This window comes from Paenibacillus sp. PastM-3, from assembly GCF_029893965.1.
Lineage (GTDB): Bacteria > Bacillota > Bacilli > Paenibacillales > Paenibacillaceae > Paenibacillus_AQ.
The window spans coordinates 810,471-825,533 of the sequence record NZ_JARXXP010000001.1 but is presented as its reverse complement, the minus strand read 5'-3'; the positions used below and the strand labels follow the sequence as shown (position 1 = coordinate 825,533).

15 protein-coding genes are annotated in these 15,063 nt (G+C 47.4%); 8 read left to right on the top strand and 7 right to left on the bottom strand.

The genetic code is table 11. The features are described 5' to 3' along the window. Positions 1 to 57: 57 nt before the first annotated feature. A complete protein-coding gene (locus M2108_RS03780; RefSeq protein WP_277467183.1) occupies positions 58 to 1,305 on the bottom strand; it encodes an MFS transporter in 1,248 nt (415 codons plus the stop codon). Between the two features lie 266 nt (positions 1,306 to 1,571). Between M2108_RS03780 and M2108_RS03775 the strand changes: the two genes are divergently transcribed. Beyond that, complete coding sequence (locus M2108_RS03775; protein WP_277467184.1) at positions 1,572 to 2,675, top strand: metallophosphoesterase; 1,104 nt, start codon at positions 1,572 to 1,574, stop codon at positions 2,673 to 2,675. A gap of 84 nt (positions 2,676 to 2,759) precedes the next feature. On the opposite strand, the gene M2108_RS03770 is transcribed toward M2108_RS03775, so the two are convergent. From M2108_RS03770 to M2108_RS03760, 3 genes are all read right to left on the bottom strand, one after another. Continuing rightward, positions 2,760 to 3,521 (bottom strand): DUF975 family protein, encoded by a 762-nt coding sequence (locus M2108_RS03770; protein ID WP_277467185.1) that lies wholly within the window; start codon positions 3,519 to 3,521, stop codon positions 2,760 to 2,762. 115 nt (positions 3,522 to 3,636) lie between these two features. Beyond that, positions 3,637 to 4,632, bottom strand: coding sequence for a 5-methylcytosine restriction system specificity protein McrC (locus tag M2108_RS03765; protein WP_280767950.1), 996 nt, complete (start codon positions 4,630 to 4,632; stop codon positions 3,637 to 3,639). Between the two features lie 28 nt (positions 4,633 to 4,660). Beyond that, a complete protein-coding gene (locus M2108_RS03760) occupies positions 4,661 to 6,007 on the bottom strand; it encodes an AAA family ATPase (RefSeq protein ID WP_277467187.1) in 1,347 nt (448 codons plus the stop codon). 221 nt (positions 6,008 to 6,228) lie between these two features. Here M2108_RS03760 and M2108_RS03755 point away from each other — a divergent pair, with 221 nt between their 5' ends. Genes M2108_RS03755 through M2108_RS03745 form a run of 3 tightly spaced genes read left to right on the top strand, consistent with a single transcriptional unit; the run spans position 6,229 to position 7,372 of the window. Next, positions 6,229 to 6,735 (top strand): hypothetical protein, encoded by a 507-nt coding sequence (locus M2108_RS03755; protein WP_277467188.1) that lies wholly within the window; start codon positions 6,229 to 6,231, stop codon positions 6,733 to 6,735. Then, complete coding sequence (locus M2108_RS03750; RefSeq protein ID WP_277467189.1) at positions 6,723 to 7,079, top strand: amidohydrolase family protein; 357 nt, start codon at positions 6,723 to 6,725, stop codon at positions 7,077 to 7,079. The genes M2108_RS03755 and M2108_RS03750 overlap by 13 nt, the downstream gene beginning before the upstream one ends. Next, entirely contained in the window at positions 7,076 to 7,372 is a 297-nt protein-coding gene (locus M2108_RS03745) for a hypothetical protein (protein ID WP_277467190.1), read from the top strand. The genes M2108_RS03750 and M2108_RS03745 overlap by 4 nt, the downstream gene beginning before the upstream one ends. Before the next feature lie 38 nt (positions 7,373 to 7,410). Here M2108_RS03745 and M2108_RS03740 read toward each other — a convergent pair whose 3' ends face one another. The 3 genes from M2108_RS03740 to M2108_RS03730 all read right to left on the bottom strand — a co-directional run bounded on the left by M2108_RS03740 (position 7,411) and on the right by M2108_RS03730 (position 10,385). After that, the gene (locus M2108_RS03740; RefSeq protein ID WP_277467191.1) at positions 7,411 to 9,696 is read right to left on the bottom strand and encodes a preprotein translocase subunit SecA; all 2,286 of its coding nucleotides are present in this window, start codon (positions 9,694 to 9,696) and stop codon (positions 7,411 to 7,413) included. Between the two features lie 37 nt (positions 9,697 to 9,733). Further along, positions 9,734 to 9,940, bottom strand: coding sequence for a helix-turn-helix transcriptional regulator (locus M2108_RS03735; RefSeq protein ID WP_042176301.1), 207 nt, complete (start codon positions 9,938 to 9,940; stop codon positions 9,734 to 9,736). Positions 9,941 to 10,169: 229 nt separating this feature from the next. Then, on the bottom strand, positions 10,170 to 10,385 hold the full coding sequence (locus M2108_RS03730; RefSeq protein ID WP_277467192.1) for a hypothetical protein: 216 nt from the start codon (positions 10,383 to 10,385) through the stop codon (positions 10,170 to 10,172). Positions 10,386 to 10,680: 295 nt separating this feature from the next. Here M2108_RS03730 and M2108_RS03725 point away from each other — a divergent pair, with 295 nt between their 5' ends. The 4 genes from M2108_RS03725 to M2108_RS03710 are packed head-to-tail and all read left to right on the top strand — an operon-like array spanning position 10,681 to position 14,841. Beyond that, complete coding sequence (locus M2108_RS03725) at positions 10,681 to 12,276, top strand: spore germination protein (RefSeq protein WP_277467193.1); 1,596 nt, start codon at positions 10,681 to 10,683, stop codon at positions 12,274 to 12,276. Then, the gene (locus M2108_RS03720) at positions 12,260 to 13,504 is read left to right on the top strand and encodes a Ger(x)C family spore germination protein (protein WP_277467194.1); all 1,245 of its coding nucleotides are present in this window, start codon (positions 12,260 to 12,262) and stop codon (positions 13,502 to 13,504) included. Before M2108_RS03725 ends, M2108_RS03720 begins: the two co-directional genes overlap by 17 nt. A gap of 2 nt (positions 13,505 to 13,506) precedes the next feature. Further along, positions 13,507 to 13,731, top strand: a complete 225-nt coding sequence (locus M2108_RS03715) for a hypothetical protein (protein ID WP_277467195.1) — start codon at positions 13,507 to 13,509, stop codon at positions 13,729 to 13,731. 12 nt (positions 13,732 to 13,743) lie between these two features. Beyond that, positions 13,744 to 14,841: a GerAB/ArcD/ProY family transporter gene (locus M2108_RS03710; RefSeq protein ID WP_277467196.1), complete on the top strand. Its 1,098-nt coding sequence runs from the start codon at positions 13,744 to 13,746 to the stop codon at positions 14,839 to 14,841. Positions 14,842 to 15,063: the final 222 nt, after the last annotated feature.

Sequence of the window (15,063 nt, the reverse complement as noted above, 5' to 3'; positions counted from 1 at the left end):
CCCTGTTTTTATGGTTAAATGCTGTGTTGCCGTTTCTTACGGTTAGAGAAGATGCCATTAATCCGTTTGCGGAACACTGCTATGCTGAGCAGTACGTCTGCGGTATACATACAGCATGAAGTATGAGAGGACAAATGCTGCAGCTACAAGCCATAACGGAATCCGCGGGTCCAGCTTGTAAGCCCAGCCGCCGATGATGCCCGCAGGTGCGGTGAACAGCAGGATTAGCACGGACAGCATGGAAAATACCTTGGCCCGTTTGTCATCATCAATGGCGTTCTGTACGGCAGCTTCCAGATATGGCGAGCTGATCATCAGTCCTACAGCTGCCAGAATAGTGCTGAGTCCGATCCACAGCAGGCTGGAGGAAGGGTAGATCACCAGCATGACATTCGAGACTGCAGACAGTCCAAATCCGGCCATCATGGCGTTATGGGCAGCCTGATCGGGAATCTTGGGCATCAGCAGCCAAAGGGTAACCAGCATAATGACCGAGGAGACCGCCGGGAAAAGCGAGATGATGCCGCTGTCAATCCGTAAGTAGTCTGCCATGTATAGCGAAAGATAAGTCGTCTTCAGCGTTGCCTGGAAATTGAACAGGATGTATACGCCGAATATCAGCAGCAGATTGCGGTCCGTCCCCAGCTCCCGGAAAGCGCCGCCATATTCGATCATGCTCTCTTTGAGTCCCAGCTCACGGGTCTCCTGGCGCTTCCTGATCCCTGCCTCTGTCTCGCGTGTTGTCAGCTGGCGGCCGACAAACTGAAAGGTCATGAACAGAAAGGCGATCACATACATAATCCGCATGCCTGTGACCATACCGTACTGATTCACCAGGAGGCCGCCCAGCGGTGCGAATAATCCGCCGATCACACCGATGATCTGCAGCAGGGTGAAGACATAAGTCCGGTCAGAGGGACGGGTATCCTCAACAATCAGACAATAAAATGCGATATGCGGCACACGCTGGAAGCCGTTGATGATGGCAGCCGCGACAAAAAACCACAGGTTTTGCGAAAAGGCCCATAACAAGGTAGCCAGACTCCAGCTGAGCAGGTCAAAATACAGGATCGCCCGTTTGCGGCCCATGCGGTCGGTTAAATATCCGCTCAGCAAAGAGGAGAATACCTGCACAATCAGACCGATGGTTGTAATCCAGCCGATGTTCAGCTCGGTCAGTCCAAGCTCGTACATGTACAGGGTAGCGTAGGTGGAGAACATGCTGTACGGAATCAGGAAAAAAGGCTCAAAGGTCAGGCAGCCCCGACTGTTTCCCTGCAGCCGTGGAAAAAGGTTTTTTGCCATGAAGAAGTCCTCCGGATAGTAGTAAGAGATTATGAAGTCCAAACTATTAAATGATAATTATAAGATAATGTCAATATAAGGGCTGCTAGAGGGTGCAGATACCCGGCTGTGGAAGAAACCGCTTCTATATAGAACTCGTGCCTGGTGCGGTAACCGCGGAAGTTGCAGCGGGGTTTGAAGTTACAGTAGACTAGGTTATAGCAACAGCAGAACCTCCGAAACGATAATTAAATGCTGAGCTCACTCCAACTAACAAGGTGGTAAACATGTTTATAATTCTCGGACTCGTATTTATTGTGTTATACGCTGCAATTGTATTCTATATCGGCTGGAGCGGCTGGAGCTGGATTAAGCCTGCGGTATCGGCCAGATTCCGTCTGGTCTATATCATTCTGCTTGTTTTTCTGGCAAGCTCGCTGATTCTGTCCAGAGTTGTTGCCGGATCAGCTGTCCTGAGTGTAATCGGCAGCTATTGGCTGGCCCTGTTCAGCTTATCTGTGCTGGTGCTGCCTGTTATCCATCTGATCGTCTGGTTAACGAAGCTGTCTCGGCTGCCGCGCCATGCCGTCCAGAAATGGTCAGGAATTATCACTTTGCTGCTGCTGGCTGGTCTGATCGGGTTCGGCAGTTTTAATGCTTTCAGCCCGGTTACACGCTCCTATGACATCAGGATCGACAAGCCCGGCCCGGAGAGCGGCAAGCTGCATATTGTGATGGCATCGGATATGCATTTTGGTTACCTGTCCGGCAAAAGCCATGCAGTTCGGATGGTTAAAGAGATCAACGCACTTAAACCCGATATCGTGCTGCTTCCAGGGGATATAGTGGATGATGACATTATGCCTTACAAAAATAAGGGGATCGGGATCATTTTATCCGGAATAGAAGCGCCGCTGGGTGTGTATGCCTCCTTGGGGAACCATGACCGGTTCGAAGGGGAGACACAGGAGCTGATCAGCCTGCTGGAGGAGAGCGGAATGCAGGTGCTGTATGACGAGACAGTCCAGATTGGAGACTGGCTGACACTGGTGGGGCGGAAGGATTACAGCGACAAAGAGAGGGAGGGGCTGGCTGATCTTATGAAAGATACAGACCTCACCAAGCCGGTTGTGATGCTGGAGCATCAGCCGGTTGAATTCGCTACCGCAGAAGAGCAGGGCATTGATCTGATGCTGTCCGGCCATACCCACCGCGGGCAGATCGCGCCTGCTAATCTGATAACCTCACGGATTTTTGAAAATGACTGGGGTTATCTGCAAAAAGGGCAGATGCACTCCATCGTCTCCTCCGGATACGGCTTCTGGGGACCGCCGATCCGCATCGGATCGCGGTCGGAGATTGTGTCTATACAGGTGACGTTTGCTGACTGAAGGGTTGTTACAAAATGTCACAAATAAGAAAACACAGGAGGCAGCCTGAGGGCTGCCTCCTGTGTTCATTTCGCGAAGATTCCTTTATTTATAGAAAGGGGGTTCCATCAAACGGAGCTCATACTCATTTGTCAAACCTGCGGCTAGCGCATTCCGGCGCAAGTCCAGGTAAAGCTCTGCCTTCGTCGCGTTGACATAAGGCTGCACAAACAAAACGCCAATGCCGAGTGCCAGCAGACCCAGCAGAATCCAGCCGATAAAGCTCAAATCCAGCACAAAGATCCGGAATTTTTGGCCGTGTGTCATTTGTCTGCTTAACTCCACTGCACGTTGGTAGCCGATGTTCGGATTGTCCGCAAGAATGAACGGTACCTGGCTGTAGGAGTAAGATTTTATGATACCCGGAATGATCAGAAGCAGAAACCATAAGAATAGCAAAAAATTTCTCCAGAGCATAGTTCCCACTATAGACCAATACCGGTCTTTTCTGAACGAGTAGCCGATATGCCGCATACTGACTTCACCCTCGGCAGACTGCTTGAAATAACGCTGGGAGCCAACGATAAGAGGTGAGCCAATCAGAATATGAAAAGCAATTCCTAACAATACGATGAACAAGCCTATAAATACTGCAATAAAAAGAAGAGGCCCTAAAACGCCCCAATCGGAGACAATACCGGAGTTTGTCATTTCTGTCCGCCCCGATGATCCGAAGTTTCGGTTAAAACTTGGAATGCCCGCACCTTCCCCGAGAATGACCAGGATTAAGCTGACTACAAAAGCCTTCCAATACGAGGTCCGGAGCACCTCTTTGGCCCTTCGTTTCAGTTCTCCGCGTTCCCACATAATAAAACCTCTTTCATATGTATTTTGTTCTCTGTCTTACAATTGATACCATAAAATATGCCATAAGACTAACTATTCATGACAATCTAACAGATACTTTTTTTGGATTTGTTAGTCATACCACCAATTCGATAAGCCGTTCTTTAATTCCCTTCCAATGCTGATTCAGGTTAACGGTTGCGCATTTGATCGTGTATCCATTCATCCGGTAAGCGAGATCGACATGTATATCTGTTTGCGGATACAGCAGCATGCCGACCATTTCATCTTTTTTAGGTGAATTAGACAGATACGCATACAATTGATACAGATTAGCAGGTTTGATTTTTCGTTCTCCTGACTTTGTTTCGCTGAAGACATCCTTGTGAAATTTCGTATCAATAATTATTTTTCTCCGGCTATTGCTCAGTGTAATGTCTGTCTCCATCCCTGGAATGTACTGTTCTGACCCCAGGATTATTTCATGAATGTCCCATTTCATGCGTTCTCTGCGCGTATGATATACATTATTCAGTTCTTCTTTGTAAAAGTTCCGCACAAACCCTTCAAACAGCTCCCACATTCTTTTGCTGTCCCGGTCAAAAGCGTCATAAGGAAGAGGGCCTTCCGTTTCATCGACTAACCAGTTCTCTGCTATAATGCGGCAGATGCTCAAAATGTTTTTATATTGCTGATTATTGCGGTGGATCCGGGCTTGGTTAAACATTTTCATGTCCAATTTCACCAGCCGGATTTCATTAAAATAACGGTATATCATTTTGAGCTGCGTCTTCGTCTGTTCATGTACCGAATCGTGCTTAATTAATCTGTAGAGTATAGATTTAATGATCTGGTTATGAACGATATCGTGTGACAGCTCATCATAGCTGCAGAAAAGTTTCGCATTAATAAAAGTGACTTGCTTGATGCTTTCATCAAACAGAATTTTCCCTTTGAGGTTTCCCGTATTCTCCTGGACCGGTATGTATTCCTGATAAAGCCCTTTTTTGACTAATCTGCCCAGCTTTCTGGCCAAGCTGCCTGCGAACAATTCCAATAAATCAACCGAGTCGATGACTTGGCGGTCCATGATTTCTTTATCAGGTAAAATATCGGAGCAATAACAAAGCATATAATAGATGTTCTGAATAGGGATTTTATTACTCATGATGTTCTTTTAAAATGCTAAGAAGGGAGTCAGTATGTTCAAAAGCTGTATCCGGATCATCGAACCAATATTCTTCCAGCATAGGGCCCACTTCGTTCTCAATAATTCTCCGATACCACTCAGCATGATCGTCTTCCGGAACGGAACAAAAGTAGCTTTGCCCGATCATAAATCCCTTACCTAAGCCGGGGTCTGCTTTGATAGTGAAGTTGATTTCATCAAGCTTGCGCTTCAGGCTGTTAGCAAAACTACCCGGAACGTTATTTTCCGTCAAATAGCTAATAAACTTCTCACCTAGAGAGGGCTCCAAATCCACAAAAGCAAACCTCCGCCGCAAGGCATAATCGACTACAGCAAGCGAACGGTCCGCCGTATTCATCAAGCCAATCAAGTACAGGTTGTCCGGTAAATAAAACGTCTCGCCTTTACGGGAATAGGTGAGCGGGATGGCGAAGTCTTCTCCACGTTTATCCCCTTCGATCAGCATCATCAGTTCACCGAAGATTTTGCTCAAATTCCCGCGATTGATTTCATCGATAATAAAGTAATAGGTGTGATGAGGGTCGTTCTGTGCCCTTTTACAAAACTGATAGAATGTACCTTCTTTAAGCGTAAACCTTCCATCCTCAGTCGGTTTGTATCCCTGAATGAAATCCTCGTAGGAATAGGACTGATGGAACTGGATCATCTGCACGCGTTCAGGATCACGGTACCCTATCTGCTGAAAAGCTAACCGTTTGGCGATAAAGGTTTTTCCGACCCCCGGCGGGCCTTGTAAGATTAGGTTCTTCTTGTGATTGAGGAGCTGAACCATCCGGTCAAATGTAGCTTCGGAGAAAAAGGCTTCTTTCAGCAAATGATCTTTGGTGTAGAAGTCGTTAATTTTAATTGGCTTTAGTTTTAATTCAGCCATTTTTGCTTCATAGCCTTCCAGATCGAAGTCGAGGATGGCATGTTTATTATTTTGAACATACCCTTGATATTCATCCTCATTTATGTAATTTACGATGAAATCACATGCTTTTGTATAATTCTCAATCGTTGCAAACCCTACTTTGTCATACTCCCCTTTTGGCGGAGTGACCTTATGTGTATCGTATTCTTTTTCATACTGTTCATAATTTTTGACAGATATAATCCTGCTTAAGATTTGTGGCTTACTATTCACACAAAAGCAATAAAAACCCGTATCACCATGGTCAAAACGTTCCTTTAAAATTTTGAAATTATCCGTATTGTCATTATGCCACCACCATCGTTGTCCATCTTTTTTATCTTCATTTACGACTCTATTGATCATGCTTTCATTTCGTTTATCCATAAAAATAAAACTGCCCACTTGAACGCCCCCCAATGATCTGCTATAAGTATTGGCTTTTAACCTAAATCTACCTTTTATATAATTTACCATATTAACGATAGACTTAGTAGGGAGTGTTGTTCAGCATTCCAATTCCTAAAGTAATAGACGTAACTCAAAAAGCTGCCTGGAAAAGTTCCGGACAGCACCTTCCATGATACAATGTATATGAAATATATATTAATTATGAGAGGTTGTGGATGTTGGGGTTCTATAAAAAATCCTTGTTGATTATAGCCGTATGTTGTGCTGTAGTGACTGCACCGGGTTGCAATGCAGAACAATCTGACAATGAGTTAGAAAAAGAAACAGCAGCTACTGCTACTGCCGAAGCAGCAACGCCTGAACCTACAGCTAGCACAGAAGCTCCGGCTACGGAAAGGTCGGCGGACCTGCCGGACTTTGCTCAGTTAGTGGTTATATACGGGGGTCTGGGGCTGGTTGACGCACATAACCATGATGCATCGGGTAAGCAGTATCAAAGAATGGAAGAAAGCTGGTCGCGCTATAAGGTTCGCAATATCGTGCTTTTTGGAGACGCTTCCGATCACAGTGCCATTATGACGGATTTCTTTAGCTGGGACGCTTATCAGAGCAATCTGGACCTCTACATACCGTATTTTTTAGGCTTTGATCTTCATGATCCGGAATGTGTGAATGTAATCAAAGACAATCTGGAAAAAGGTTATTCGGTTTGGGCGAGATAGCAGCGGCTTCAAGTTATTCCCCTGCACTCGCAAATGTCGCCTGGAAAGCCAGCGATCCTATGGACGGGTACTTTCCTGAAATATATGACCTGATTGTGAAATACAAAGCTCCCATTCTATTACATATCGATCCTCCGAACGGAGAGCCTCTAGCCAAGCTGGAACAAGCCTTAAGTGAGCACCCGGACACCACTTTCATTTTTGCACATATAAATGCCTACAATACACCTGAAGAGATAGACCGTTTGATCGGCAAATATCTGAATCTCTACGCGGATTTTTTTGCGTTTTCTCTGTTTATAACCCTGAGGGGGGACTGCAGCCGGAAATATTCGTACCAGTGATTAAAAAATATGCTGACCGCTTTATGCTAAGCACAGATTCTGGATATGGGCTCGACGGCGGCGAATGGAAGGCAATTGAGGCCATGTACAGGATGCTGTATCTGATTGATGACCCGGAGACAGCCAGAAAGATCAGCCGGGATAACCTCATGAGCCTGATCCAGGCGCAACCGGCGACAGAGACACAGCTGAAAGCGGTTAGTGAACTGGAGAAGAGCACCGGCAAGTCATACGGGGACAACCTGAGCAAGCTGGAAGCAGGAAAAATACTTGCTCAGGCTGGTAAGCGATGAAAGCAGAGTATCTTCTATGAATACATGGCAAGACTACATCAATACTTTGGCAGCTTTACAACCGGGGATAATATCCATTTTAAAGGCTTGCGTAGCCAGTAAGACATTACGGTTGCGGCGGTCCATGAGCTGCGCTTATCCGAAATGTACTGGTCGTTGATAATATAAGTCCGTGTGGAAGGCGGGCTCATCAGGCCGAGCTTTTCCCAGTCCGCCGGATCATTTGAGCCCCCGAGTCTTGCCAGCATGTCCGTTGCCGCATTGTCGATTTTGGAGTGAAGCTGCTCGTAGGCTTGGGTAATCTGACCATGGAATTCATCAATCGGATTGCGGCTGGCAAGGCTCTCCAGATGAATGCTTTCGCGGAGGTAAGAGATGAAGGCCAAGTGGTCAGCCCAGAACTCATCGATATAAAAGAGACGGACCCGCTGCTCCGAAGGGCTTAGCTTCTGCTTGCCTCTCAGGATATCCAGCCGTTCACTATACAAAATCCGCCTCTGATCCTCAACCATATCTGAATAACCGTTCAGCTCCTGGTGGATTTCGAAGTTCTGGCCCATAATAACGCGCTGAATATGCGTGATTGTGCTGCAGAGTGCCGGATCAGCAAGAGCCTCGTCTTGTCTGGCTGTAGGACTTGTAATGTTGCCGAAACGAAGCATGACCTCATCCTCCAGGCTTACATAAAATACAGAGGACCCCGGGTCGCCCTGCCGCCCGGAACGCCCGCGCAGCTGATTGTCAATCCGCACACTTTCATTCACATGTGTACCGATCACATATAAACCCCCTAGCCTGGCAACAACTTCAGCTTGCCCGGGATCGCCGCCGCCGAGTCGGATATCGACACCGCGTCCTGCCATATTCGTAGATACGGTCACGGCACCGAGCACTCCCGCTTTTGCGATAATTCCGGCTTCTTCTGCGTCATTCTTGGCATTTAGCACATGGCAGGGTACACCGGCGGCTGTCAGTGCCTCTGCCAGCTGGTCTGATTCCTCGACGCTTGATGTCCCGATGAGAATGGGGCGTCCTGTGGTATGCACTGACGAAATGTCCTTTACAAGCGCATGAAGCTTGGCTTCTTTATGTGTATATACCCTGTAAGGATGATCAATCCGTATGTTAGAACGGTTTGGTGGGATTTGCACGACCTGCAGACTGTAGAGCTTTTCAAATTCCATGGCAGATGCACGGGCGGTAGCCGTCATTCCGCAAATCTTCGGATACAGGCTGATAAAGTGCTGAACCGTGATCGTGCCGAGGATTTTTCCGCCGGCAAAGGATCTCAGCCCTTCTTTGGCAACAAGCGCAGCCTGCAGACCTTCCGGTAAATACCGGTTCTCCGCCACACGTCCGGTATATTCTTCGATCAGCTCTATTTTACCGTCCCGGACAATATAATCGACGTCTCTATTCATCAAGGCTTCTACATGCAGCGCGCAGTTCAGCGATGTTAACAAATGGGCGTTATGGCTGTCGTACAAATTGCCGCATCCCAGCAGCAGCTCTGCCTGTACAGCGCCTGCTTCATTCAGATAGACGTTGCGCTTGAAATCGTCGAATTCGTAATGCTCCGCCTGCTGCAGCTGGCGGGCTACCTCTGCGAATTGCTGACCTTCGCTTGTTGAAGCGCTTGTATCGCCGCTGATGACTAACGGCACCCGCGCTTCGTCGAGCAGCAGTGAATCCGCTTCGTCTACAATCACAAAGTGGAAAGGGCGATGGACTGTGTCAGCTTCGGTTAAAACGATGGAATCCCGCAAATAATCGAAGCCCGCTTCTTTTGCCGTAACATAGGTGATATCGCTGGCGTACGCTTCCCGTTTCAGCGGCAGACTCATGCCTGCCTGAACAGCGCTTACTGATAACCCAAGAAATCGATAGGCCGGTCCCATCCATTCTGCGTCCCGGCTGGCCAGATAATCATTAAAAGTCAGCACATGAACGCCTTCTCCGGTAAGTGCGTTCAGATAAGCAGGCATAACGGCAGACAGTGTTTTGCCTTCTCCGGTGTGCTGTTCGACCAAATAACGATCATGCAGGGCAATGGCGGCCATAATCTGGACCTTGTAGGGCTGTAATCCGAGTGTCCGCTTCGCAGCCTCGCACACTAAAGCATAAGCATCGACCAGCAGCTCGTTCAGAGCGGTACCGGACTTCGCTGCTGTCCGCAGCCTGAGAGATTCCTTCTGCAGCTGTCTGTCATCCCAGTCTGCCAGATTTCTGGCTCTGATAAGCTCTGCCCTCTGCTCAAGTCCCTTCAGTTTATTGTGGTTATCATAGTTTTTAAAGGAACGGAGTAATCTGCCGGCTATATTCATTGGATTCAATCCCCTCTCGGCCGAAAATCGCTAGATTTTATTCAGCTTCTTCTTTCAAATAAAATACATCCTCGACATTCAGATGGAAGGCGGCGGCAATTTTTAGAGCGAGGGTAACGGAAGGGGAGTAGTCTCCCTTTTCAATCAGCCCTATGGTCTGACGTGTGGCTCCAATTGCGTCTGCCAGGTCCTGCTGTGACCATCTGAAGCGTGCCCTGAGTTCACGAACGTTATTAGCAAGCATGAAGCAGTTCCTTTCCAGATAATGTATTAGGAGTAATTGTAGCCTTCTTAGAGAGGAATGTAAATGATATATTGCATTTTGGAAGGTTTATTATACATTTACGGGTAGGAGAATGGATTCTATCTCTTATTGCGGGGGGATTTACGGGTGTATTATATGTAAAAGCCGGACTGACCTTGTTCGAAAGTCCAGTCCGGCTGGCGTGCTTTTAATGGTCCGTTTAGCTATTCTACTTTTCCGTAGAACCGGATTCCTGACGCTTGATTGCTTCCTCATCGCGTACCGCATTCAACTCATACTCATTCTGGTGAAATTCCTTGAGCATATTACGATAAATATGGGCCTCCTGATGGTTCAGACCATCACGGTTTTCTTTCAAAACCCAGTTTTCGACTGTCTTTTTAAGAAGTTCGCCTTTTCGCTCCAGCAGTTCCGTGTAACCCAATGCACTTCATCCTTTCAGGTTTAAGAGTGCAGACTCCTGATTGAGCCTGTATAGTTGGTGATCAGCATGTTTAACATAACACCCGGCGTAATGTTTATCATTATACAGGAAAGCCTGGAGGTACCCAATTTGTATGAGCCGTATTCATAGAGGGTGAGTGCAGCAGAGACGAGAACAGAAGACCTCAGCGGACCTCTCCGTAGAAGTACGCCCATATGCTCCGGTATGCTGGCAGATGCATGATATTTACCGAACTTGGAAAAATAAAGCCAAACCATTCATGGAGGTCAAGACTTTGAATATCTTGCACAGAGTCAAAAAAGCACTCCAGCGGAATTCGTTGTCCGGAATGAACAAGGGTGTAAGTCATGGCAAGCTGCAGTCCACTCTAAATCACGCAGGGACATCTAAGTTTGCCAAACCGCTCGATTGGCTGCAGGATCAGCTTTCAAACCGGACAGACCTGGTTATTCATGGTTTTACCCCAGGCCCGGGGATAAGCTGTTCCCTGGTGTTTCTAAACGGCATGATAGATCAGCCTACCGTAGAAAAACAGGTGCTGTCGCCCATAATGTCTATGGCAGCTTCTGCAGATCATGAAATATTCGCTAACCGGATTTTCGTACAAAAGCAGCTGCCAGCGCTGGAGCAGCAAATCCGTGAATCGCTGCAGGATGTTCTGAAGGATATTTTATCGGGTAAGGTTGTCTTCCTGCTGGATGGTGAAGCTAGAATGATATCCATTCAGGCCATTCATCTTGAAAAACGCGCCGTGCAGGAAGCTCCGAACGAATCGACGGTGCGCGGTCCACGCGAAGCATTCATTGAGGATCTGGCAACTAATCTTACGCTGCTTCGCCGCAAGCTGAAGACTCCTGCACTTAAGATCGAGAGTATGAGTATCGGTACAATAAGTCAGACAAATGTGGCAATCGTATTTCTCGAAGGGATATGCAGCCCAGGTTTGGTTAGCGAGATGAAGCGGCGGCTTTCGGCAGTTAAGCTGGATGCAGTCCTGGGCTCAAGTTACCTGGAGGAGCTGATTGAAGATAATCCTTATTCGCCATTTCCGCAGCTGCAATATACCGAACGTCCGGATGTCATGTGCGCGGCGGTACTGGAAGGACGGATCGGGTTAATCGTAGACGGAACGCCAATTGCCCTGATGGCTCCGATTAACATAACGATGCTGATGCAGGCATCTGAAGACTACTACCAACGTTATGTATCGGCGAGCTGGATCAGATTGATCCGCTATTTGTTTGCATTTATATCACTGCTGCTTCCTTCCGTCTATGTGGCCATCACGACCTTCCATCCGGATATGATACCCGAAAATCTGCTGATTACAGTAGCCTCTGCCCGTGAGATTGTTCCATTTCCGGCTTTGGTTGAGGCCATGATCATGGAGCTTTCCTTTGAAGCGCTCAGGGAAGCTACCGTGCGCATACCGAAGGCTATCGGGCAATCTGTATCTATAATCGGTGCACTAATTATAGGCACTGCGGCAGTACAGGCCGGGATAGTATCTGCGTCGATGGTAATCATCGTATCGATGACGGGAATTGCTTCGTTCATTATTCCCCACTTTGATTTGGGATTGGCTTTCCGGCTGCTGCGTTTTCCCATTATGATTTTGGGCGGGGTGTTCGGGATGTTCGGCATTGCCTGCGGAATGTTGCTGCTGTATCTTCATCTGACCGAGCTGCAATCCTTTGGTTATCCTTATATGGCCCCGTTCGCGCCGCTTGAAATAGATGGATTAAAGGATACGGTAATACGTGCTCCATGGTGGAAAATGCGGATGAGGCCTTTATACGCCCAAGGTAACCGGACAAGAGAACGGCAGGATGCGAGAGGGTGGGATAACGGGGATGGGAATGAAGAATAATGGGAAGAAACAACTCATATTTCTTTGGGCAGCCCGTGTGTTATTGCCTTTCGCCATGATGATCGCCCTCACCGGCTGCTGGTCTTCCATTGAACTTAACCATCGTGCATTTGTCAGGGTCATGATGCTGGACCGGACGGATAAAGGAATTGAAGTTACGCTGGGCTTCCCTTTACCCAACCAGATCCCTTCCGGTGGTACAAGCGGCAGTTCAGGAGGAAGCAACTCTCAGGTGTATACCTATACTTCCAAGACCGCTCCCAGTATCGGCGAAGCTTACCGCAATTTACAAGCGGATTTATCGAGGAAGATTACCTTCGGCCAGCTCCGGAATATCATTATCGGCAAACAATTTGCAGAGTCAAAAGGCGATATGCTGGCATTGTCCGATTTTCTGGTGAGGGAGCCGCTCATCCATATCAATGCCAGCCTGTTTATGACACAGAGCCAGGCAAGTCATTTTGCCAAAATTCCAGCGATCTTTGAGCGGTTCCCTTCCGTCATACTGGCGAACTACGCAAAGCAAAAAAACACGCTTATTGTAACAATAAAAGACATGCTGATTGCTTTATATGCAGGGGGTGATTTTCTTCTGCCCGAGCTGACTTTCGAAGAGATTACAACCGTAGATAAAGAGTCAAACAATAGTAAACCAGGTTCCAATTGGCTGGGAACGGGAGGTGCCGGCGTATTTTCGCAGGGGAAAATGAATGGGATGCTGAGTGAAAAGCAAACTCAGGCTATGATATGGCTGTATCAGAAGGAGAGTGAGCTTAACTATAACATCACTTCGCCTACGGACGGCAAGAAGGTAAGCCTGCTTCTATCTAGCGGTAAGAGGAAGATTAAGCCTGCTGTTCATGGAGATGATATCCGTTTTCTTTTGCACTGCACGATTAGCGCAGGAGTGCTCTCCAGTGATTCCTCAATTGATTTTGATAATCCAGGTCAGCTTCACAATCTGGAACAGGAGATTAACAGTGAGCTGGAGGATCAGGTGCAACGGGCTTTTGAACAGTTTCGCGCATTGCAGACTGATCCTGTGGGATTAGGTTCGCTTTTAAAGTGGCATTATCCCGGCGTGTGGAAAAAGCTGCAGCCTGATTGGCGGCAACGGATAGCTTCTGATGTGACTGTCAAGCCTCAATTTGAAATCACTGTGGATTGGAACGGAGCAGCTAAAAAACACAACTGGGATCAAGATATATCCGGTTCAGCGGAGGAGTAAGTATGATGATCATTGCCCTTTCCTTTCTGGCAATCGGCTGGTATGAGCGGAGGTACATGAAGAAGTATAACCGCTCTTCGCGGGCGAGGCGGCTCATGTGGACGATTACGGTTCTGCTGCTAATCATGGTGGAGGCAATATATTTAACCCGGGAACAGATGAGTGTTGCGATCATGGTGAAGCATGTATTTTACGGTTTACAAAAACTGTTGTTTCTTGAGACCTGAAAGGCGGATGACATGAGATCCATTACTTTGACGCAGCTATATATGTTTTTTGCCCAATTCCTGTTTTCGACGACGATTGGATTCTTCCTTAGTCCGCTTGTCAGAGAGGCCGGATTCACAGTGTGGGTGTCTATTTTGCTTGGAACGGGGATCGGTTTGCTGATTACTTATTTCTCTTATCTGCTGAGTATACGCAGGCCGGAACGCTTTCTGGGACAATACGGACGGGAGATTCTGGGCCGCTGGATTCACTACCCCCTGTTCACTGCGACAATTTTTGTGAATATGTTCATTGCAGCCTTTATCCTGCGGCAGCTCGTTGCATTTCTGGTGCAGAATTATCTGCTCGGCACTCCTTTTTGGGCGATTGCGTTGCTGTTTGGGATTTGCATTAGTCAAGGTGTCCGGGCAGGTGCACCGACTATGTTCCGCTCCGCCCAGGGATTGTTCCTGATCAGCATTGTGAGTGCGGTGTCTTTTCCTTTGTTTGTCACTTCCCAGTTAAATTACGACATGGCTATTGCCTTTATTACCAACCTGGATCTGCCCGGTTCCTGGAATGGAGCTGTCATGATTGCTTCCCTGTTCAGTGAGGCTGCGTTCATCGTATATATATTTCCTTTAATTCAAAAAGAAAAGGCTGCAATGAAGCCGGTAATCTGGGCTTCGTTAACCGCAGCTGTCATTACAATTGCTAATATGATGACCTCTGTTTTATTGTTTGGTGTCGAGTTAACAGGGAACTTTCAGTATCCGGCGCTTGAGATCGTACGTTATATTCACTCCAGCGCAATTTTTGAGAATCTGGACCCTTTATTTATTGTATTTTGGCTGTACAGTATGTTCTTCAAAATTGCCATGTTTCTGCTGATTGCAGTCATGGGGCTGACCCATATGATTGGCTTGAAGGATCATAAGCCATTCTCTTATCTAATGACAGCGGCGATGATCTTCATGACCGTATACATGAATCTGAATTCGGCACAGCTGGATGAGATTACAAGCAGGGTAGAAGCCTCGTTTCTGCTGTTTCCGACTTGCGTGCCTATCATATATCTTGTTGTGGATTCGATTCGTTCGTCTATCCGGGGGAATGGAGGTGGAATCTGAAACAACCCGGTACAAGAAGTGCTGGAAACAATCAGGAAAGTGTGAAAAACGACGTTCAATCGCTGATGCAGGCTGAACGTCGTTTTTGTATTTATAATACAGCGCTGTTTAGTATGACAAGAATGCCGCCCCGTCATGCCACCTTGAACTGCTTTAGCTCATTCTCCAGCTGCCGGGAGATTTGGCTGAGCTGTCTGGATAATTCGACGACCTGCTCGATGC